The sequence below is a fragment of the Paenibacillus sacheonensis genome, assembly GCF_009909195.1.
In the GTDB taxonomy this organism is placed as follows: domain Bacteria; phylum Bacillota; class Bacilli; order Paenibacillales; family Paenibacillaceae; genus Paenibacillus_Z; species Paenibacillus_Z sacheonensis.
The window spans coordinates 71,013-92,012 of the sequence record NZ_JAAAMU010000017.1 but is presented as its reverse complement, the minus strand read 5'-3'; the positions used below and the strand labels follow the sequence as shown (position 1 = coordinate 92,012).

The window sequence follows — 21,000 nt, the reverse complement described above, 5'->3', positions numbered from 1 at the left end:
AGGCAAGCTTAGTATCGCCAACAGCTTTGACGGAGGCAGGGCAGCGGATTTCCCCAGGGAGATCTGTTGCCCTGCCGTTTGCGTCAAGCGCTTCAATATGCTACATATAGAATAGAAAAGGAGGAGAACGCACGTGCAGCACTGGCTTTCGCAACATCCGCTTTTGACGTACATCCTTATCCTCGCGTTCATTATTTATATTTTCAATGCGGTTTTCCGCGCTTCGAAGCGCCTGCCGATTCTGAAGGAAATTCTCGTTCATCTGATCATGGTGATCGGCGCGTTCGTTTTGTTCATTCTACAAGATTTCGGCCTGCCGATTCTCCAATGTATGGCCGTTGCCGTATTCATGATGCTCCTGCTGCGAGGCAGACAGCTCTACGACAAAATCAAAGCCAAACGCAGCAGCAGATCTGACGCGGAAGGGGTCTGACGCCATTGCGCCTCGAGGATGCCCTGTTCAATTGGCTGCAAATTCAGCTCGTTGCCGAGCAGCGTCCCGATGACCGTGCCGCTGCCGACACCCGCGATTTCTTTCTCGAGATCTTGACGGATGACCACGGCGTAACGGACGTGCTCGTACATAAGACGGATGATACGATGATTCACGTGAAGTATGTCAAGGATGACCGCGCGAAGCTGCAGCTGTATCCGAGAGAAGCAGCCGAACAGCTGCTGACCGACATCAACCAGAATCCGAAATACAACTGACGAAGGTGGACCCCTATGACAAGGACGGCTGACAAAGCAGTACGACCGAAGAAAAAAAACTATTGGCCGCGCCGCATTATGGCTGCTCTTCTCCTTGTGCTCGTCGGAGCTGCATGCTACATTGGCTATTTGGTATACGAGTCGAAACAAGCGCTTAAGGATATCACGACGGATGCGGATCCTTCCGTTGTCGTGGCGCCGGAAGACTCCGTGAAAGTGAAGCCGGTCGCCTTGATGATGCTCGGCATCGACTCGCGCAAGAAGACGGGAACCTTAAACACGGACGTTATGATGATCGTCGCGATGAATCCGAAGACCAAGTCTGCGGTAGTCGTCTCCATACCGCGCGATTCCCGCATACAGGTGAGCGGCTACAACAGCCGCAAGGCGAATGCGTATTACGCGAACTTCCTCCGGCAGGAACACAACGACGGCTTGAAAGACAAGGAAGCCGAGCAGGCGGCGAAGAAGGGCATGCGCACGATGTTTAGCAAGTTTTTCGACATTCCGATCGATTACACCGCGATGATCAACTTCCAAGGCTTCTCCGACGTCGTGGATGCGATCGGCGGCGTAACCGTCGATGTCGATATGGACATGCATTACGTGGATAGCGCCGACGGCACCAATATCAATCTGTCGAAAGGTCGTCAGAAGCTGATGGGCGACGACGCGCTCGATTTTGTCCGTTACCGCAAGTCCAACGACGGCAAGAACATGTCCAGCGACTTCGACCGCAACCAGCGGGAAAGCCAAGTGCTCGGCCAAATCGCGGACAAGCTGAAATCGTTCTCCGGCGTGCCTAAGATTGCCGGCGTCATCAAGGCGGTCGGCAGCAATTTGCGGATGGACATCCCGGCCGGCGAAGTCGAGAACCTGCTCAAAACGTATTACGGGATCAGCGGCAGCGGCATTACGTTCATTCCGCTAGAAGGAACGTGGAAGAGCCCTTACGTTTATTTGGACCAGGCGAAGCTGCAGGCTGCGAAGGATGCGCTGCAAGCAAAACTGGCTGAATGACGGGTGGAAGAAGGGACACGGCTATGCTATAATGGGTCCATCGGAGCATTCATGATACGTTAAGCAAGGAGGGCATGCGGATGACCGAACCCGTCACAGTACTCACTGACGAATTGTTTGGCGCGCTGAATCACGATCCGTTCGTTCTTCTGCACACCATCGATGCGGACAACGGCTCCCCAACGTCCAGCGCGATCTCGTGGATTTATGCGGTCGACCGTACCACGCTAAGATTCGCGATCGACGGCCGCTCGCGCTTGTCGACGAACATGACTTCGAAAGCGGAAGTAAGCGTTACGCTGTTTGCGCCGGGAACCGTACAAACGATCTACGGCACAGCGAAGCTTGCTTCGGAAGCATTGGAAGAAGTACCCTTCAAGCTCGTCTGCTTCGACATTGACATCGCTTCAATCCGCGATGCGATGTTTTACGGCGCGCGCTTGTCCGTTGTACCGGACCATGAGAAAACCTATGACAAGAGAGCTGCGGACAAACTGGATGGACAGGTGTTTGCAGCCATGAGAAAAGCCTAGTGAGCGTTCACTAGGCTTTTTCTGTTCATTGGCGATGTTGTCTTGTTCGGCTGCAACACGAGCGACGTCGTAATCGCATTAGCGCTCAACTTGTCGCGGCATCACGTTCAAAGCTTCTTCTGGTTTTTCGAACCGGCCTGCTGCAGCTGGCGATCGAGGTTCTTTTGCTCCGTGGACTTTGGTTCCATCTTCATGGGCTGCACGTCCCGCGGAATTTGCGGCACGATTCGGCCGATGATGTCCGCCATTTCTTCGCCTAGCCCGGCAAGAGGACGGCCGCGTCTAATATCGGCGCCAAGTTCGCTGAGCCTGTGTGAGAGGTCGATATCCGCGGTAACGATGGCGTCGACTCCATAGGGATCCTTATGGAACGCTTCCGCAACGGCGTATTTGACGGTTCCGACGCGGGATCGGTCCAGATTGCCGGCCACGTCGATACCGACGACAGCTTTATTTTTAAAGACTACGCAGTGCGCGCCCTTCACCCCTGGCACATGCCGCGCCAAGTCCTCCAAATGCGCGGCGACCTGCTTCGGGCTGCTGATGGTTGTCTTCTGCGGGGAGCTCTGCTGTGCACGGACGCGGTTATCATTCTGCGGAGAGGGTGATGTCTCATTGCGGGCAACAGTGTTGCATCCTGCTGCCAGCAAACTAAGGAGCATAGCGGGCACCAGCCATTTCCTCATATTCGCACCTAACCTTTCTAATGTCTGCTCTTTTGTTCAAGCCTTGGTCGTTAGATCCGCTCGTAAGCTCCACTTACTGCTCGGGTATGCATCCTACCTAGCCATACCCTGATTGTAAGCTCGTCTTGCGGCCCGGGCATGCCTCCCACCTAGTTTACCTTGAAGCGGGTTGCGCTATGTATGCCTTGAACGAAATTCCAACGCCAGGAGGGCTCACGATGAAAAAAATATTCGTGCTCGACACCAATGTTCTGCTCCATGACCCGCAAGCGATCTTTGCCTTTGACGATAACGAGGTCATAATCCCCGCTGTGGTGTTGGAAGAGATCGATTCGAAGAAAAGGCTTGCCGACGAGCTTGGGCGCAATGCGCGGCATGTTTCCCGGCTGCTGGACCATATGAGAGAGAACGGACATCTGCATGAAGGTATCGTGTTGGATAACGGAGGCGTGCTGAAGGTCGAACTGAACCATCGGAGCTTCGTGCGCGTACAGGAGATGTTCGGCGAGATGTCGAACGACAACCGCATTCTCGCGGTGGCGTTGAATTATCACTTGGAAGAGCAGAACAAAGGGGAAGCGCGGCCGGTCATCATCGTCAGCAAAGACGTGCTGGTGCGCATCAAAGCCGACGTGCTCGGGATCGATGCGCAGGATTATTTGTCCGATCAAGTGGTGGCGCCATCCGACGTGTACGCGGGCTATCTGACGCTCAAGGTGCACCCGTCGGTCATCGACGAATTTTATACGTACCGGTTCTTGACGATCAAGAACCTGCTGCTGCACACGCGGTTGCATGCGAACGAATTCGTGATCCTGCGGGACGAGATGGGCACTTCGAAGTCCGCGCTGCTGAAAGTAAGCCAGGATGGAGCGAGATTGGAGCCGCTGTACTTAAGCAACGATCCCGTGTGGGGCATCACCGCCCGCAACGCGCAGCAGCGAATGGCGCTGGAGCTGCTTCTGAACGACGATATTCCCCTCGTGACGCTCACGGGCAAGGCGGGAACGGGAAAGACGCTCCTGGCGCTGGCCGCGGGCTTGATGAAGGTCGAGGATGAGCACAAATACAAGAAGCTGCTGATTGCGAGACCCGTCGTGCCGATGGGCAAAGATATCGGTTACTTGCCAGGCGAGAAAGAAGAGAAGCTGCGTCCGTGGATGCAGCCGATTTACGATAATTTGGAGTTTTTGTTCGATACGAAAAAATCGGGGGATATCGATAAAATACTGATGGGACTCGGAAGCATACAGGTGGAGGCGTTGACCTACATCAGGGGCCGGTCCATACCGGGGCAGTTCATCATCGTGGACGAAGCCCAAAACTTGACCCGCCATGAAGTGAAAACGATCGTATCGCGGGTGGGCGAAGGAAGCAAAATCGTGCTGATGGGAGATCCGGAGCAAATCGATCACCCGTATCTCGATTCCATCAGCAACGGGCTCACGCATATCGTGGAACGCTTCAAGCAGGAAGGCGTCAGCGGTCATATGACGCTGGAGAAGGGCGAGCGTTCCAAGCTCGCCCAGCTGGCGGCGGATTTGCTTTAAAGAGCAAACGGGGCAGCGGCTGGCTGGATGAGTTCGTACGCGCAGCGGTAGGCGCGTGCGATCCCGGCGATCAGCTCTGCTTGATGACGGTCGACGGCCAGCAGCCGCCGGCCGTCTTCTTGCGTCAGGGAAGCAATGGCATGCTCCTCCGCCTGCTCCAGGGCTTGTACGTACTCCGAGGATGGATCCTCCCCGGCGGACAACGCGACGACCGCGGCAAGTCCGAGATCCACGAAGGTATTTCCTTCGCGCGTCTGCAGGCCATAATCCGCGAACATTCGATCATTCGGCTCCCAGGCTTCTTCAAGCTGGAGCCATGTGCCGCGCTCGCAGTCCACTTTATACTTGGCGACAAACCGGATGATGGCCTCGCACTCCTCCGGCGTATTCACGAACAGAAGCGTTTTGTGGCGGTCCAGCAGGGTAACGATGTCCGCGATGCCTTTGATAATTTGGGCGTAATAGCCCGGAAGCTTATCCTCGGGCAGATGCAGTTCAAGGCTGCAAACGATCTTCATGAGCAACATTCTCCTTCTCTTCGGCGTCTATCGGTAGTATGAGGGATATCGGATAGAGAAGCAACGCGGGGCAGGGAAGAAATGATAGCGACAAAAAAGCGCTTTCTTGCTACAATGTAAGTTAGCTTAAATGGGCGAGGAGGGATAAGGTGTCACGCAGAAAAGCGGTAATTTTGCTCCTGAGCGGATTTACGTTATGCGCGGCTTTGCTCATTTCCTTAAGCAGCAAGCCGGGATCGCCCATCACGCCGTCAGGCGGCGGGACACCTTCCAGCCAAGCGCCTGAGGTCGTGAACGGCGACGATCATGAACGGACGACGCTGTCCATTGCCGTCTCGATGGACGAGGCGGAATTTCAATATTGGGTGAAAGGCAACGAAAGCTATCAGCAAAGCCACCCGAACGTATCGATCGAGTTGACGAACATTCATGCCAAGGATGCCGACGAGGCCCGCAAGGAAGCATCCGAATCGGGCGAGCCATTCGACATCATGCTGCTCGACGATGACCGCGTTCGCGAATTCGCCATGCTGGGCTATTTGCTTCCCGTCGATGAGATCGTTACCGGAGATTCGGCCGCAGACCTATTGGAAGCGCTCACAGGCATGGTGAAATGGAACGGTTCGCTGTGGGGCGTACCCGTAGACAGCAATCCGACGCTGAACGTATGGTCGAAGAAGCTGCTCAAGGCGGCGGGCGATCAAGAGCCTCCAACGACCATGAATGCCTTCAAATCGATCGTTTCCACGCTCACGGCTTTGAAGCCCGACGGATTCAGCCCATTCAACTTGAATACGGCTGATGCAAGAGATCTATCCGCTTGGCTTGGCCTATTCCCGGAGAATGCGGCGGCTGCGGCGGGACTCTCGCCGTTCAACGCCAGTCAGCAGCAGCAGCTGCAATTCGCGGCGGAGCATGCGCGGCAGCTCGCTCGGTTCGATCCGTTGACGCAGCGTATCGGGCTGCTTCACGCATTTCGTTCGGAGACGCTGCTCGGCGCCACGATTCCCTGGTCGGTATATTTCGCGATGACGGACGAGGAGCGGGCGCTGCTTACGGTCGGTTCGCAGAACAGCCCGGTCGTTCGCACGAACGGGAGAAGCTTCGTGCTGACGGCAGAGACGGACAAGCTGGCGGAAGCAAGGGAATGGATCCAGGATATGACCGGTTCGAACGAACAGCTCGACCGTTATCGAATCTTCGGGCGGCTTCCTGCGCGCGTATCCGTGATGACGGGGGAGTTCGTCTATAACGAGATCGCGGACCGTCCCCCCCATTTTCTCGCGCGCATGCTTCAAGCTGCGGCAGCGGTTCCGGACCCGCCATGGCGCGAACGATGGGCGCGCTGGTCGGCGTTATGCGCCTCGCTGGGCGGCAACGGGAAGGAATTCCTTCCGGAGACGGCTGCTGGCCTGATCTCGGCGTGGAACGAAGCGCCCCCGGAACCGGCAAAAAACGACGCCGAAGCGCCGTCCTCTGCGTAAAACTATAGGCTGATGGATAGCTTGATGACGAGAGTGCCGTTCTCGACGGCAACGGATTTTGCTTTCAGGAAAGAAACGATTTGCGCGGGATCGAAGCCGAGATCGAACTGCCTCTCGAGCTGTTTGCGCGTCGTATCCGGCAAAGCCAGACCATTGAAGATCAGTTCATCGACGTGAAATTGAATCGCGCCGTTCTTCTCCAGCGTGTAATGACCGAGCAACTCCACCTCGAGGTCATCCCGTTTACCGGTGATGATGACTTTATCCGGCTCGAACGCGAAGGCGAAATTATCGAAAATCTCGTTTTGCTCGCGGAGGAACGCGTTCAGCTTGTCGTCCGGAATCGTCAGCGTATAGTTGAAGCCGTCGATATCCAGCATGTCTTTGTTTTTCTCCACCCACGCGGTGATATGCCCCATCGCTTTGGATAACGCTTTAAAATACCGGTTGACCTCGACAAGGCCGACGTTCTGCCAATAATCCGTATATTCGTCGATCAACGAGCGCAGCTTGTCGGCATCGGACCGGCCGCTGAGCGCGGCATCGACATCGTTCTGCAGAGCGGTTACGCGGCTGCGCTGCGTTTGCAAGCGGGCTTCGACTTCATCGAGCTGCGCAGACTGCGCGTTCAGGGAAGCGATCGATTTCTTGATGGCTTTGTACTGCTTCGTGTAGTCGTTCAACGTCGTCTTATCGGAGGAGAAAATATAATCGAAATAGTCCATGACCGTCAACAGTGCCGATAGATTGCGGGCGGACAGTACGGCGGTCAGCAGCACGTCCCTTTCGCCGGTATAATAAGCGCGCAGAACCTTCCCGGCATCCTCGCGCTTCTTGTCGATTGCAGCCTGCTGCATATCCAGCTCGGCTTGAGCGGACGACAGTTTGGCCTTGACACCGCTTTGCTCCGCTTGGATGCGCGAGATCTCCTTGTCGATTTCGACAACGGACAAGCTTTTCTCGAGCACGCTGCGGATCTCTTCGTCTTGCGGCACGGCGGGTTCGGCGAGAACGGGATAGATCGCCAGCCAGCTTGCGATCGCACCTGCCGTAAGTGCTGCAATCCAGCGGCGTTTCGTTCCTTGCACGGCCCGTCCCCCTTTCTGGGTTTGCGGATGAACTACTATATGCGCGCTACGCATCTATTATATCTGGAACCCTCGATTTTGTCCTAGGCTTGGAGGTGCATTGCTGCGTTGGAAGCTTTCAATCGGTTGGAGACAGCCATCTTAGAAACGATTGCGCGAAGCGAGAGAAGAGGCTGGCCGGATGAGGCCGTTCCGGCTGGCGAAGCCTGGCTTCCCGCTATCACGTTCCATGCCTACATGGCGATGTGTTTATATGACGAGTTCGACGGTTATTACAAGAGCGGACCCGTCCGCATCGGCAAATCCGGCGACTTCTATACGAGCTCCGCAATCGGGTCGATGATGGGCAGCAAGCTTGCTGGATATGTTACGAAGCTGGCCGAGGCGCAAGATAGGCCAGCAGTGATTATGGAGTGGGGAGCGGGTACTGGCGCGCTGGCCGTACAGATGCTGTCCGCGTGGGAGCAGGCCGCCCCTCCTTGGCTGGCATCGGCGCAATACTCGCTTGTGGACGGAAATGCCGTTCATCTGGAAGAGGCGAAGAGCAGATTCGTAGAGAGGGGTCTTGGAAGCGCCGGCGAAGGGATTTCCGTATCGTTCATGACGCCGCAGGAGGCAGAGGCATCTCTGGAGAGCGGTCCGGAAGAGCGATTCGTGGTCGTGCTGGCCAATGAGCTGCTGGACGCGATGCCGGTTCACCGCGTCGTCCGGAAGGCAGGCAGGCTGTGGGAGCTTGGTGTCGCCGCTGCTGCCGGAGAACAGGAGGGACAGGCTTTCCGTTACGTCTATATGCCTCTGTCCGACGAACGCATCGCAGGCGTCCTTAACAGGGACGGCATTCAGCTTCGCGAGGGGCAGATTACAGAGGTGAATCTGGACGCGGAGCAGTGGATCAAGAGTCTGGGCGGACGCATTAGGCATGGCTGCCTCTTGCTCATCGATTACGGGCATGATGCGCGGGAGCTGACGGCTTCTCACCGTATGCACGGCACGCTGCTCTGCTACAAGGACCATATCGCCCGGGATGAACCGTTTCAGAACCCTGGAGACCAGGACTTGACCGCGCATGTCAATTTTACCGGCTGTACGGCGGCGGGAGAAGATGCAGGGTGGAAGCCCCGCTATTACGGCACGCAGAAGCAGTTTCTCCTCGACGAAGGACTGCTCTCCGATCTCGTGCGGCATGACGGCGCAGATCCGTTCAGCGAAGCGGCGCGGCATAACCGTTCGATTCGGCAGCTGCTGCTCAGCGATGCCATGAGCGAGACGTTCAAAGTGCTCGTGCTGGAGAAATCCGAACAGCGGTGGACTTCCAAATAACCGAAAGTCGATTACCGATAGCCGATAATCGAGTTCCAAGGCATTGAAAAAGGCTGTTCCGGAGAGCTTGTCTCCCGGAGCAGCCTTTTGGCTATTTTTTGAAAGTGATGGAGCCGTATATTTAGAATGGGTTCCCCATTACAAATACCGTCCAATACGTGAAGCCGACGAACGAGATAAACATGTATCCCCAGAACATCAGCATGTAAGTTCTTTCGGAAAAGTTCAAATAGCCTAACAGGACAAACACAGCGGTTTGGATAAAGAACAAGAGCGCCATCTCGTTCATATGCCCTGCAAACGCCATCAATGCGATTACAAGCGTCCAAAAACCGAGCACTCGGAACATGCGTGCCATGATTTCTCCCCCTCTCGTCAGTCTAGACCCGATTTCTATTGCCCATTATAACGTTTCAGGTAACGACTGTAAACTGTTTCAGTCGTGACGAATTGGCAAACTTTTTGCCTTGTCTACACGCCATATGACAAGTTTGCTTCAATTTGTGAAAAAACATGTATGAGCCTAAAAAAAATTGGATATACAAATTAGTATCCGATAGATTCTATGAACTCTACCAAGGGCATAGAGATAAAGTAAGCGCCTAATGTTGGGAGGTTTTGGTTGCATGACAGCAGTGAGACAAGATGCCTGGAGCCCGGATGACGATCTTATCCTGGCCGAGGTTACGCTGCGGCATATTCGCGAAGGCAGCACGCAGCTAGCCGCGTTCGAGGAAGTTGGCGAGCGAATTGGCCGGACATCGGCCGCTTGCGGATTTCGCTGGAACAGCTGCGTACGCAAGCGTTACGAGGATGCCATCCAGATCGCGAAGCAGCAGCGTCAGAAACGGAATTATATGAAAAAGCAAACGTACGCCGCGGCCCCTCACGTGTCGTCCATTCATGTGGTGGACGTCGAGGAACGCGCATACAAGAACGACCCGCTGACGGAAGAGTCGTTGTCGATCGATACCGTCATCCGCTTTTTGCGCCAGTGGAAGGGTACGTACCAGGAGCTCAACCGTCAGATCAAATCGCTTGAACGCGATTTGCGCGAGAAAGACGAGGAGCTTCATACGCTGCGCGAAATCAATGAACGCCTGTCGCTGGAAGTGAACAACGCGCAAACCGATTATCGTGCCGTGAATGACGATTACAAAACGCTCATTCAAATCATGGATCGGGCCAGACGCCTCACCGTTCTGACGGAAGAGGACGAAGCGAAGCCGAGGTTCAAAATGGACGCGAACGGCAATTTGGAACGAATCGAATAACTAGCTAGCCGCTGCAAGGCGGCAGCAACGCTTAAAATCTCTCCGTGCCTCTATCGGCCGCGGCGGGATTTTTTAGTTTGTTTCTGCTACGATAGCCGTATACATCTTACAAGAAAGCCGGGGCGGGTGCATGAGGATCATCATCGTCGGCGGCGGCGCGATCGGGCTTCTCCTTGCGGCTAGGCTGGCACGGGCCGGAGAACGGATCATGCTGCTGACGCGAACGGACGAACAGGCGGAGGCGCTGTCGTCGGAAGGCCTTCTATTAATAGAAAATGCGGGAGCGGAGCGGCGGATCCAGATTTCATCCTCCTCCTTGATCCGTTATACGGCAGCAGGCGAACATCGGGCGTTCGCTCCGGATTGGGTGCTGCTGGCCGTGAAACAGCCGAGCCTGAACGAGGCGTTGCTCGCAGAGCTGAAGCTGCTCGCGGCCGGCGGCGTGCCGCTGCTCGCGCTACAGAATGGCATCGGGCATATGGAGCTGTTGCAGCGATCGCTGCCGCAATCGCCCGTCTATGCCGCCGTTACGACGGAAGGCGCGCTGCGGACGGACGCGCGTACGGTCATGCATACCGGGACAGGGCAGCTGACGTTCGGGAGCTGGACGGAAAGCGAGAAAAACGATGCCAAACCGCAAAAAATGTTGCTTCAGGCGTTGAACGGTGCAGGAATTCAAGCAAAACTGTCGAAAGAGATGAAAGATCAAGTTTTCCTAAAGTTGTTAATCAATGCGGTCATTAATCCGCTTACGGCGATATTTCAAGTCAAGAACGGCGAGCTGCCGCAGGATCCGCACCGCCTTAAGCTGATGCGGGCGCTTCACGGTGAGAGCGAGCAGATCCTGCGTGCGGACGGTCTGCAATCGAATGCGGACCATTGGGAGCGGCTGCTCGGCGTATGCGCCGCGACGGCTGCCAACGAGTCCTCCATGCTGCGCGATATTCGCGCGGGCCGAATGACCGAGATCAACTGGATAAACGGCGGGATCGCCGAGCGTGCGAAGCAGCTCGGATTGCCGTCGAAGATGAACGAAGCCGTACGGGCGCTGGTAGAAGCGCTGCATGTTTCTTAATCGCTCTAGGGGAGGGAATCGGGATGCAATGGATTTGGGAAAGCATCAAGCATGTCTATGCCATCTCGGCGGTTCTTCCTGTCATTCCGTTTCTGCTCGTCTATTTCGGTTATGCCAGCGTCACCGGCGATCGCAAGAAAGCGTTTCGCATGGCGATGGACATTACGACCGCGCTCCTGATCGGCTGCGTTGCGGTGCTGTTCAACGAGACGTTCGACAGCAGCTTCGGCCTGTACGGCATCCTGCTTATCCTGCTTCTCGGCGGCGGATTGCTCGGCAACGTCCAATACCGTTCCAAGGGGACGCTGAACATGCAGCGGATCATGCGGGCGATTTGGCGGCTCGGCTTTTTTTTAATGAGCTTCTGCTACGTGATCCTGATGTGCATCGGCATTGGGAAGAGCTTGTTTACGGCATGATCGCAAGCGTGCACCCTCCTTTCACGGGAGGGTGTTTTATTTTGACGGTTACCGAAACAATGTGTACAATAAATGAGAAAAAACGCACTCCATGCATAGCCTGCAAACCGGAAAAAGAAAGGTAGAGACTGCCCGATGAGAACAGAATCGGTCCAGCTGCCTTTCAGTCAACCGATCGCCGAAGCTTACGTAAAGCGAAGCCACCCCGGGATAGAAGCATTATTCGGCAGTCATCCCGCCGAGGAAGCGCATTGGCACCGACGCTTGAATTGGCTGAAAGCTCATGCGGACAAACGCGTAGCGTCCGAGCGTCTAGCAGAAGTTTTGCTGGCGTATAATAAACGAACGAATGATCACCCGTCCGTGCTGGCGAATATCGAGGCGATCCGCGAAGGAGCGCCGGTCGTCGTCACCGGTCAGCAGGCGGGTCTTTGGACAGGGCCGCTGCTAGTCATCCATAAAGCCGTTACGGCGATCGCGGCCGCCAAAGATGCCTCTCGGATGACGGGTACGGAAGTCGTGCCCGTATTTTGGATTGCGGGAGAGGACCATGATTGGGACGAAGCGAATCATGCCTTCATCCGAAGCGGCGAGGCAACGCTTGCGCGCATAGCCGTGCCGCGCCCGTTCGGCGTCCGCACGTCGGTCAGCCGTACGAAGCTGGAGCAGGCAAAGCTTACGGAAGCATTGCAGCGCCTAAGCGCATCGCTGCCGGATACCGCCTTCAAGCGCGAGCTGTTGGAAACGCTGGAGGGCTTCGCCGTGCGCTGCAACGATTTGTCCGAGTGGTTCGCCCTTACGATGGGGTGGCTGTTCGGCAAATACGGGCTCGTGCTTATGGATTCCGACGATGCCGGCGTTCGCGCGCTGGAAGCGCCGATGTTCAAACGGATCCTTCTTCATAACGACGAGCTGGAAGCCGCCTATATGCGCACGGCCGGCGTCGTTCGGGAGCTCGGATACGCGCTGCCGGCCGACGTGTCGGAGAGCTGCGCCAATGTGTTCCTGTTCGAGGACGAGGAGCGGGTGCTGCTGTATAAGCAGGACGGCGATTTCCGTAACCGTAAAGAAACGCTGCGCGTGCCCCGCGAGGAACTGCTGCGCATTGCGGAGCAGGAACCGCAGCGGCTCAGCAACAACGTACTGACCCGTCCCCTGATGCAGGATTATTTGCTGCCGGTGCTTGGAGCCGTCCTGGGACATGGGGAGATCGCGTATTGGACCTTGACCGGCGAAGCTTTCCGGTGCCTCGGCATGGAGATGCCCCTCATCATTCCGCGGATGTCCTACACGCTCGTGGAAGGGACTGTCGAGAAGCACATGGCCAAATACGGGCTTACCTTCAACGACGTAGCAGAGCGTTACGAGGAGCATCGCGCCGGCTGGCTGAAAGAACGGGATGAGCTCGATATCGAGGGTCGTTTCGACGCTGCCCGGACGCAATTCGAAACCATGTACAAGCCGGTGATGGAGATGTCGGCTTCGATCGGACGAGGTCTGGAGGATTTGGGCGCGGTCAACCTTCGCCGGATTCAGGACCAAATCTCGTACCTGGAGAAACGGACGAAGGAAGCGCACGCAAGACGTTTCGATACCGCGCTGCAGCAGCAGGATGGCGTTGCGCTCGCATTATGGCCCGACAACCAGCCGCAGGAACGGATCTTGAACATGGCCGATATTTGGAACCGCTCGGGTTCCGCATGGCTCGATAAGCTGCTGGATGCGCCGTATGATCGATCGGGCGGTCATTATCTGATTTATTTATAAACGAAGGGAAGTTGAACCATGACGGTGAACGCGAAACAAAACAGCATCGTGCGCGATATGGCGCTTGCGCCTGACGGCCATCTGAAAATCGACTGGGTAGCGGCGCATATGCCGGTGCTGAACCGCATTCGCGAGCAATTCGAGCAGGAGCAGCCGTTCAAAGGGCTGAAGGTTGCGATCTCTCTCCACTTGGAAGCGAAAACCGCGTACTTGGCCAAGGTCGTCCAAGCCGGCGGCGCCGAAGTCACGATTACGGGAAGCAATCCGCTGTCGACGCAGGACGACGTATGCGCGGCGTTGGTGGAGGACGGTATAACGGTCTTCGCCAAATACAATCCGGAACCGAAGGAATACAAGGAGCTGCTGATCAAGGCGCTCGAGACGAAGCCGGACCTGATCATCGACGACGGCGGCGATCTCGTCTCCATTCTTCATGCGGAGCGTCCGGAGCTGATGGCGCAAATCCGCGGCGGCGCGGAAGAGACGACGACGGGCATCCTGCGCCTGAAAGCCATGGAGAAGGACGGCTCGCTGAACTTCCCGATGGTGGCCGTGAACGACGCCTATTGCAAGTACTTGTTCGATAATCGCTACGGTACGGGCCAATCCGTATGGGACGGCATCAACCGGACGACGAATCTGGTCGTCGCGGGCAAGACCGTCGTCGTCGTCGGCTACGGATGGTGCGGCAAAGGCGTAGCGATGCGGGCGAAGGGACTTGGCGCGCAGGTCATCGTCACGGAAATCGATGCGATTCGCGCGGTGGAAGCGTATATGGACGGCTTCACGGTTCTGCCGATGAGCGAAGCGGCGAAGCTCGGAGATTTCTTCGTCACCGTAACCGGCAACCGCGACGTGATTCGCGGGGAGCATTACGAAGTGATGAAGAACGGTGCCATCCTCTCCAATGCCGGCCACTTCGACGTCGAAGTAAACAAGCCGGAGCTGGAAGCGATGTCCGCGAGCAAGCGGGTCGTGCGCCGCAATATCGAAGAATATCGTTTGAAGGACGGCCGCAGCATTTACTTGCTGGCGGAAGGACGTCTCGTAAACCTGGCAGCCGGCGACGGCCATCCTGCGGAGATCATGGACATGACGTTCGCGCTGCAGGCCATGTCGCTGAAATACGTCAACGACAACTACGAATCGATCGGCAAGAAAGTCGTCAACGTGCCGTACGAGCTCGATGAGCAGGTCGCGCGCTATAAGCTGGAAGCGATCGGCACGAGCATCGACAAGCTGAGCGACGAACAGAAGTCGTATCTCGACAGCTGGCAGGAGCATGAATAATCATCGTTTTGCCAAATGAATCAAGAGCCCTTTCCTTCGGGAAGGGCTCTTTTTGCATGGTTGGAACAGGTGGCGGAATCGTTGTGGAAATGGTTGGAACAGCTGGTGGAATCGTTGTGGAAATGGTTGGGGAGGGGGACTCGTGCGCTCTACAGACGCCGTTTCTCCGTCTTGCAACATTTGGAAGCTCTTCTACGTTTGGGAAGTAGGCCGTATCAATCATAGAGGGGGCTATTCAATGACAAACGCAGAGAAGAGTACAGAGAGACGGCAAACCAACAGGAAATGGATGGCGGCATGCTTCGGTCTTATCTTGATGGCTTGGCTGCTCGCGGGATGCTCGGCAGCGAACGGCAACCAGAATTCCGCAGGAGATGCCGGGAACGGCGCCAAAGCCGTAATGGCGACCTCCGACGATGCATCCGCAAGCGAGGAGGCGAAGTCGAGCTCCAATGCCAACACGGCAACCTCGGATACGGCAGCTTCTTCGGAACCGGGTGCGCCGGCGGCGAATTCGGGCGCTGGAGCCGCATTGGGCGAATCGTCGGGCGATACCGATCCAAGCTTCGACCGCAAGATCGTCTATAAAGGGAACGTCACGCTGGAAGTCAAAGCCTATGACACCGCCCAGACCGCACTGCGCAATCTCATCCATCTCTCCGGCGGCTACTTGTTGAAGTTCGCGGATCAGAAGACGGCGGTAGAGAGGGGCGGCACGTTCACGATCAAGATTCCGGCATCCGGCTTTGACGGGTTCTTGAGCGGATTGGAGAAAATCGAGCATCTGAGCATGCAAAGCAGCGCGCAGGGGACGGACGTAACGGAAGAATATGTAGATATGCAGGCACGCCTGAAGGCAAGGCAGGTCGTCGAAGCCAGGCTCCTCGACTTCATGGCGAAGGCGACCAAGACGGCGGATCTGCTTCAAATCTCGACGCAGCTTGGCGACGTGCAGACCGAAATCGAGCGTATCAAAGGCAGGATCCGATACTTGGATAACAATGTCGCTTATTCGACGATCGATCTTCGCATGTATGAAGTAACAGAGGCGGCCGTAACGAAAAACGAAGCGAATCGCGGATTCGCGGATCGGATCGCGGATGCGGTCAGCGGCAGCGCGGAGGTCATGTATGCCTTCCTGCAAGGTTTGATCGTGGTGCTTGCAGGGGCATTGCCGGTCGTGGCGGTGATTGCCGTCATCGGCATTCCGTCCTATGCTGTCTACCGCAGCAGCAGCAGGAAGCACGCAGCCGAGAGACGGCTTGCGAGGGAATCGCTTCCGTTACCGCAAGCGGTCGAAGCTTCGCCGGCCGAGGAGGACCCGGACGCGGACCGCGAAACGGACAAATAAAGGATAAGCGCGCAGCGCAGTTGAAAGAGCTGGATCTCCTAGTCGTTCGCGACTCGGGGATCCAGCTCTTTTGGCGTGTCCGAAGCGCAGCGCTCCCGTGCGCGCTTCATGGCGCAGGCGACAGCGGCTTTCTTCGCCAGGGCTCGCCGATCCGCTGCAGCAGCGATCGTAAATGCCGAATCGCAAGCCAGTGCAAGCAATGCGCCTTCGCTGGCAGCGGCGGCGTCGCTTTCATTGCCGAGCACGTAGTAAGCGACCTGATAGCAGTAGTGTTCCACGCTTTGAAGCAAGTCGTATATATCGTGCAAGGCGGTAGTGCCGTTCATGGGCAGGCCCCCAGTTAGATGGTTCGAATATGGATGCTTCCGGAATTCAAGAGATTTTCAAGCGGTGACGAAGCCTACATTGCGCGGCTTCTGCGACGGCTGTTCTTCCTCCGACTTCCAGTTTACACGAACGAAAGGGCGAAAAGGTTTCAAATTTGTAACAAGGTTAATCCCATAAATTATTTTCAGAAATTCATGGCAGAAGAGCAGGAATTACTTTCCCGGTGGCGAATACATGAACCGTGGTGGTGAAAAGTGGGGCCAAGTGGTGGATTTAGGGGGAGAGGTGGAGCGGTCCATGTTCATGGGTGAGTATCAGCACAGCATCGATGACAAAGGCCGTATCATTATTCCCGCGAAATTCCGCGAACAGCTTGGCGATCAATTCGTCATCACCCGGGGATTGGACAACTGCTTGTTCGTGTATCCGCTGAGCGAGTGGAGCCAATTGGAGCAGAAGCTGAAATCGCTGCCGATGATGAAGTCGGACGCGCGTGCGTTTTCTCGGTTTTTCTTCTCCGGCGCCACGGAATGCGAGCTGGATAAACAGGGCAGGGTAAACTTACCGAACACGCTTTGCGAATATGCGAAGCTGGAGCGGGATTGCATCGTCCTTGGCGTTTCGAACCGGGTGGAGATTTGGAGCAAGCCGATCTGGGAGGGCTACTTCAAGCAGTCAGAAGAAACGTTCAACGAAATTGCGGAGAAGCTCGTGGACTTTGATTTTAATTTTTAGCCGATTCTTGACGATTATGTTCGGGAGAACGGCGGCGACCTTAGAGCCGGGAGGATAACATCATGTTTCAACATATAACGGTGCTCAAGGAAGAAGCGGTTGACGGACTTGCGATCAAACCGGACGGCATTTATGTGGATTGCACCTTGGGAGGAGCCGGTCACAGCGAGCTCATCGCTTCGCGTCTAGGACCTGGCGGACGTCTCATCGCGCTGGACCAGGACGATTGGGCGCTCGATAACGCCAAGCTGCGATTAGCGGCTTACATGGAGCGGGTAACGCTCGTGAAGAGTAATTTTCGTTATTTGGCGGCGGTGCTGCGCGACTTGAATATCGAGGGCGTGGACGGCGTTTTGTTTGATCTTGGCGTCTCGAGTCCGCAGCTTGACGAAGGCGAACGCGGCTTCAGCTATAATCATGACGCGCCGCTCGACATGCGGATGGACCAAGACGGCATGCTGATGGCCAGCGATATCGTGAACGGCTGGGACGAACGGGAAATTTCCCGAATCATAACGAATTACGGCGAAGAGAAATTCGCTAGATCGATTGCCCGCAAAATCATCGCAGCCCGAGAGAAAGCGCCGATTCAAACCACGGGCGAGCTGGTCGAGATTATCAAATCCGCCATACCTGCGGCTGCCAGAAGGACAGGACCCCATCCGGCGAAGCGGACGTTTCAAGCGCTGCGCATCGCGGTCAACGACGAGCTTGGCGCGGAAGAAACGGCATTGGAGCAGACGGTAGACGTGCTCAAGCCGGGCGGCAGAGCGTCAGTCATTACCTTTCATTCGCTGGAGGATCGGATTTGCAAGCAGCTGTTCGCGAAATTTGTTGAAAAATGCACCTGTCCGCCTGATTTCCCGATGTGCGTCTGCGGCGGCGGCGACGGGAAGCTGAAGCTCGTAACCCGCAAGCCGATCGTGCCGAGCGAAGCCGAGCTGGAGCAGAACCCGCGGGCTCGTTCCGCCAAGCTAAGAGTGGCGGAGAGACTGTAGAGGCAGAAGAACGACATCACGACGTCAATCATGAATGAACACATAGACGAGCGACACGAAGCATGAGGAGAGAGAGGAACGTTCAATGGCCTATGTAAATGGAAATCTCGCGATGCAGCCGAAGCGAAAGCCGGACCAGAAGCCTTCGTATCGCGAGACGAAGAAAGTCGTAGTCAAACGCAAGTCGATACCCGTACAAGAGAAGCTGCTTTACTTGTTTACGATTCTCGTATGCGTGGTCGTGGCGGGCGTCGTCATTTTCCGCTACGCTCAAATCTATCAGATGGAACAGCAGATATCGACGCTGACGCAGAAACAATCGGATCTTGAAATTCAGATCGACGATTTGGTCAAACAGCGGGAGATTGCGAACGATCCGAAGACGCTCATGCAGAAAGCAAAGGATCTCGGCTATGCGAAAGTGGACGAAAAAGAAGATACGTCGATTAAAGTAACCGTGCAAGGGTCTGCGGGCGATACGACGCTCGCGAACAATGACTAGGTGAAGACGATGACGAAACGAATACACTTACGCACGCTGCTGGTCGGAGGGGTTATTACCCTCCTTTTTGTTTTATTGGTCGGCCGCATCTATTGGGTGCAGGTCGTAAAAGCGGATTTCTGGACGGAGAAAGCCAAAGAAGTGTGGGCGAGGTCGGAGAAGCTGATTCCGGCGCGCGGCACGATCACGGACCGCAACGGCACCGTGCTGGCCATGGATATTTCGGCGTACACCGTTGCCGTCAATCCGAAGATCATTCATGATCTGAAGCTCGAGGACGTCATCGTGAACAAGCTGAGCACGGTGCTCGGCAAGGATAAAAACGATCTTCGGGCCATCATCGAGGCGAAGCAGAAGAACGGCGCCTATTACGAGCAGCGCGAGGTTCGCAGCGAAGGCTGGAAGATCGACAAGGAGCTCGCGGATCGCATCGTGAAATTCCGGGATCAATTGATCGCCGACTCGAAGAAGAAGGATGTCGGCATCTATCTCATCGACCAGAAGAAACGCTTCTATCCGAAAGGCGTGCTTGCTTCGCATGTGCTCGGCTACGAGGATAAGGAAGGCAATGCCGTCTCGGGGCTGGAATCGTCGCTGGACAGCACGCTTCGCGGCACGGAGGGTCAGATCAAGTACGAGAAGGACGGCAACGGCATCATTATCGCGAACGGCAACGTCGATATTAAACCGTCGGTCGACGGAAAGAACGTCAAGCTGACGATCGACGCGGATATCCAGAACTATATCGAAGACGCGCTCAAGGAAGCCTACGACAAGTATCAGCCGAAGAGCATTACGGCGATCGCGGCGGATCCCCAGACGATGGAAATTCTCGGCATGGCCAATCTGCCGAATTTCAATCCCAACACGTATTGGAATTTCCCGCAGGCGAATTTCTACGATCATGCCATCAAGTCGTTGTACGAGCCGGGCTCCACGTTCAAGATCGTCACGCTCGCCGGCGCCGTGCAGGAAGGGTTGTTCCATCCGAGCGAAAAGTATAAGTCGGGGTCCATCCGCGTGCCGGGCTATACGATCCACGACGTGCATACGAACTGGGGGACGATCACGTTTTTGGAAGGTTTGAAACGTTCCAGTAACGTCGCGTTCGTCAAGCTCGGCTACGAAGGCCTCAAGCCGGACAAGCTGATGAGCTATATCAACGATTTCGGTTTCGGCAAAAAGACGGGCATCGAACTCGGCGGCGAATTGGCCGGCTCGGTCAACCCGCAATGGCCGTCCGAATATGCCACCGCCTCCTTCGGCCAGGGCAAGGTTCAGGTAACTCCGATCCAGCAGGTTGCCGCGGTCGCTGCGGTAGCGAACGGAGGCAAGCTTCTCGTGCCGCATTTGGTCAAGGAGGTCGACGATCCGGTCACGAATAAATCGATCGTCACCAAACCGCAGGTGATCCGGCAAGCCGTCACGGAGAAAACCGCCGATCAGGTGGATGAATATTTGGAGCAGGTCGTATCCGATAAGGAGATCGGCTCCGGTAAGAATGCGTATATCGAAGGTTACCGCGTGGCGGGCAAAACGGGTACGGCGCAGAAGGTTATCAACGGCAAGTACGCGGACGACAAATACGTATTGTCGTTCATCGGCTTCGCTCCGGTCGGCAACCCGAAGGTCGTGCTCTACATCGTCATGGACGAACCGAACGACCGCCTCCTTTCCGGCGGCTCGGCGGTAGCTCCGATCTTCAAGCAAATCATGCAGCAGAGCCTGCGGCATCTCGGCGTCGAGCCGATTCGCGTGAAGAACGAGGCGGACGACGCGCCGAGCAAGGAATTGACTTTAGCGGTTCCGGACGTAATGGGCAAGACATTGTCGCAGGCGAAGCAGACGCTGGACGGCAAGAAGCTGGGCTACAATGTCGTAGGAACGGGAGGCACGGTGCTGAAGCAGATTCCGAAGGCGGGGGCTGCCGTCGGAGCGGACCAGAAGGTCTATCTGCTGACGCAGGAGCAGAGCAAGCTGGCGACGCCGAACATGAGCGGCCTGCCGCTGCGCGATGCGATGCAGATGTGCACGAACCTTCAGCTTCGCTGTATCGCGAATGGCGAAGGCTTCGTGAAATCGCAGATGCAGGCGAAGCTGAACGGGCAGCCCGTGCTGCAGCTGACTCTTGCGCCGCCGGACGAAGAAATGCTGCGTCAGGCGGGCGTGATTGCCGGTAACGGGAGCGGCGACGGAGAAGGAGACAACAAGGACGGCGGCAGCGACAAAGGGGATGGCTGATTACGGTTTAAGCCATGCCTTGCATTCCGGGGGATAGCTTGTTCTATCCCTCTTTTTCTTCGAATAGGCTTGGATTAGGAGACGGTTGGACGAACGTTCCCGTTTTACGAG

General features: G+C 56.1%; 22 protein-coding genes. 17 read left to right on the top strand and 5 right to left on the bottom strand.

Annotated features, from left to right (window positions below; translation table 11 throughout):
- The first annotated feature begins 133 nt into the window (after positions 1–133).
- From GT003_RS24965 to GT003_RS24950, 4 genes are all read left to right on the top strand, one after another.
- The gene (locus GT003_RS24965; RefSeq protein WP_161703057.1) at positions 134–433 is read left to right on the top strand and encodes a YlaH-like family protein; all 300 of its coding nucleotides are present in this window, start codon (positions 134–136) and stop codon (positions 431–433) included.
- Positions 434–438: 5 nt separating this feature from the next.
- Complete coding sequence (locus tag GT003_RS24960; protein WP_161703055.1) at positions 439–711, top strand: hypothetical protein; 273 nt, start codon at positions 439–441, stop codon at positions 709–711.
- Between the two features lie 15 nt (positions 712–726).
- Positions 727–1,731: an LCP family protein gene (locus tag GT003_RS24955; RefSeq protein WP_239565816.1), complete on the top strand. Its 1,005-nt coding sequence runs from the start codon at positions 727–729 to the stop codon at positions 1,729–1,731.
- Between the two features lie 80 nt (positions 1,732–1,811).
- Positions 1,812–2,264 (top strand): pyridoxamine 5'-phosphate oxidase family protein, encoded by a 453-nt coding sequence (locus tag GT003_RS24950; protein ID WP_161703053.1) that lies wholly within the window; start codon positions 1,812–1,814, stop codon positions 2,262–2,264.
- Positions 2,265–2,371: 107 nt separating this feature from the next.
- Here GT003_RS24950 and GT003_RS24945 read toward each other — a convergent pair whose 3' ends face one another.
- Positions 2,372–2,950 (bottom strand): YhcN/YlaJ family sporulation lipoprotein, encoded by a 579-nt coding sequence (locus GT003_RS24945; protein ID WP_161703051.1) that lies wholly within the window; start codon positions 2,948–2,950, stop codon positions 2,372–2,374.
- Positions 2,951–3,168: 218 nt separating this feature from the next.
- Between GT003_RS24945 and GT003_RS24940 the strand changes: the two genes are divergently transcribed.
- A complete protein-coding gene (locus GT003_RS24940; protein WP_161703049.1) occupies positions 3,169–4,500 on the top strand; it encodes a PhoH family protein in 1,332 nt (443 codons plus the stop codon).
- Here the strand turns inward: GT003_RS24940 and GT003_RS24935 are convergent.
- Positions 4,497–5,018, bottom strand: coding sequence for a hypothetical protein (locus GT003_RS24935; RefSeq protein ID WP_161703047.1), 522 nt, complete (start codon positions 5,016–5,018; stop codon positions 4,497–4,499). The genes GT003_RS24940 and GT003_RS24935 overlap by 4 nt on opposite strands.
- Positions 5,019–5,167: 149 nt before the next feature.
- On the opposite strand from GT003_RS24935, the gene GT003_RS24930 reads away from it, so the two are divergent.
- Complete coding sequence (locus GT003_RS24930) at positions 5,168–6,502, top strand: extracellular solute-binding protein (RefSeq protein ID WP_161703045.1); 1,335 nt, start codon at positions 5,168–5,170, stop codon at positions 6,500–6,502.
- Between the two features lie 2 nt (positions 6,503–6,504).
- Here GT003_RS24930 and GT003_RS24925 read toward each other — a convergent pair whose 3' ends face one another.
- Positions 6,505–7,590 (bottom strand): coiled-coil domain-containing protein, encoded by a 1,086-nt coding sequence (locus GT003_RS24925; RefSeq protein ID WP_161703043.1) that lies wholly within the window; start codon positions 7,588–7,590, stop codon positions 6,505–6,507.
- Between the two features lie 108 nt (positions 7,591–7,698).
- On the opposite strand from GT003_RS24925, the gene GT003_RS24920 reads away from it, so the two are divergent.
- The gene (locus GT003_RS24920; RefSeq protein ID WP_161703041.1) at positions 7,699–8,910 is read left to right on the top strand and encodes a class I SAM-dependent methyltransferase; all 1,212 of its coding nucleotides are present in this window, start codon (positions 7,699–7,701) and stop codon (positions 8,908–8,910) included.
- 121 nt (positions 8,911–9,031) lie between these two features.
- On the opposite strand, the gene GT003_RS24915 is transcribed toward GT003_RS24920, so the two are convergent.
- Entirely contained in the window at positions 9,032–9,268 is a 237-nt protein-coding gene (locus GT003_RS24915; protein ID WP_090638377.1) for a DUF2626 domain-containing protein, read from the bottom strand.
- Positions 9,269–9,536: 268 nt separating this feature from the next.
- Here GT003_RS24915 and GT003_RS24910 point away from each other — a divergent pair, with 268 nt between their 5' ends.
- The 6 genes from GT003_RS24910 to GT003_RS24885 all read left to right on the top strand — a co-directional run bounded on the left by GT003_RS24910 (position 9,537) and on the right by GT003_RS24885 (position 16,086).
- Complete coding sequence (locus GT003_RS24910) at positions 9,537–10,184, top strand: RsfA family transcriptional regulator (protein ID WP_161703039.1); 648 nt, start codon at positions 9,537–9,539, stop codon at positions 10,182–10,184.
- A 130-nt stretch (positions 10,185–10,314) separates the two neighbouring features.
- Entirely contained in the window at positions 10,315–11,259 is a 945-nt protein-coding gene (locus GT003_RS24905) for a ketopantoate reductase family protein (protein ID WP_161703037.1), read from the top strand.
- 23 nt (positions 11,260–11,282) lie between these two features.
- The gene (locus tag GT003_RS24900; RefSeq protein ID WP_161703035.1) at positions 11,283–11,678 is read left to right on the top strand and encodes a DUF3397 domain-containing protein; all 396 of its coding nucleotides are present in this window, start codon (positions 11,283–11,285) and stop codon (positions 11,676–11,678) included.
- 135 nt (positions 11,679–11,813) lie between these two features.
- Positions 11,814–13,445 carry a bacillithiol biosynthesis cysteine-adding enzyme BshC gene (gene bshC / locus GT003_RS24895; RefSeq protein ID WP_161703033.1) on the top strand — a complete coding sequence of 544 codons (1,632 nt, stop codon included), beginning with the start codon at positions 11,814–11,816 and terminating at the stop codon, positions 13,443–13,445.
- An 18-nt stretch (positions 13,446–13,463) separates the two neighbouring features.
- A complete protein-coding gene (locus GT003_RS24890) occupies positions 13,464–14,735 on the top strand; it encodes an adenosylhomocysteinase (protein ID WP_161703031.1) in 1,272 nt (423 codons plus the stop codon).
- A 238-nt stretch (positions 14,736–14,973) separates the two neighbouring features.
- Positions 14,974–16,086, top strand: a complete 1,113-nt coding sequence (locus tag GT003_RS24885; RefSeq protein WP_161703029.1) for a DUF4349 domain-containing protein — start codon at positions 14,974–14,976, stop codon at positions 16,084–16,086.
- A gap of 38 nt (positions 16,087–16,124) precedes the next feature.
- On the opposite strand, the gene GT003_RS24880 is transcribed toward GT003_RS24885, so the two are convergent.
- Positions 16,125–16,412, bottom strand: a complete 288-nt coding sequence (locus GT003_RS24880) for a hypothetical protein (RefSeq protein ID WP_161703027.1) — start codon at positions 16,410–16,412, stop codon at positions 16,125–16,127.
- A gap of 298 nt (positions 16,413–16,710) precedes the next feature.
- On the opposite strand from GT003_RS24880, the gene mraZ reads away from it, so the two are divergent.
- The 4 genes from mraZ to GT003_RS24860 all read left to right on the top strand — a co-directional run bounded on the left by mraZ (position 16,711) and on the right by GT003_RS24860 (position 20,889).
- Complete coding sequence (gene mraZ / locus GT003_RS24875; RefSeq protein ID WP_161703163.1) at positions 16,711–17,148, top strand: division/cell wall cluster transcriptional repressor MraZ; 438 nt, start codon at positions 16,711–16,713, stop codon at positions 17,146–17,148.
- A gap of 62 nt (positions 17,149–17,210) precedes the next feature.
- Positions 17,211–18,146, top strand: coding sequence for a 16S rRNA (cytosine(1402)-N(4))-methyltransferase RsmH (rsmH, locus tag GT003_RS24870; RefSeq protein ID WP_161703025.1), 936 nt, complete (start codon positions 17,211–17,213; stop codon positions 18,144–18,146).
- Between the two features lie 85 nt (positions 18,147–18,231).
- Positions 18,232–18,648 (top strand): septum formation initiator family protein, encoded by a 417-nt coding sequence (locus GT003_RS24865; RefSeq protein ID WP_161703023.1) that lies wholly within the window; start codon positions 18,232–18,234, stop codon positions 18,646–18,648.
- Positions 18,649–18,657: 9 nt separating this feature from the next.
- A complete protein-coding gene (locus GT003_RS24860) occupies positions 18,658–20,889 on the top strand; it encodes a penicillin-binding transpeptidase domain-containing protein (protein WP_161703021.1) in 2,232 nt (743 codons plus the stop codon).
- Positions 20,890–21,000 lie beyond the last annotated feature (111 nt).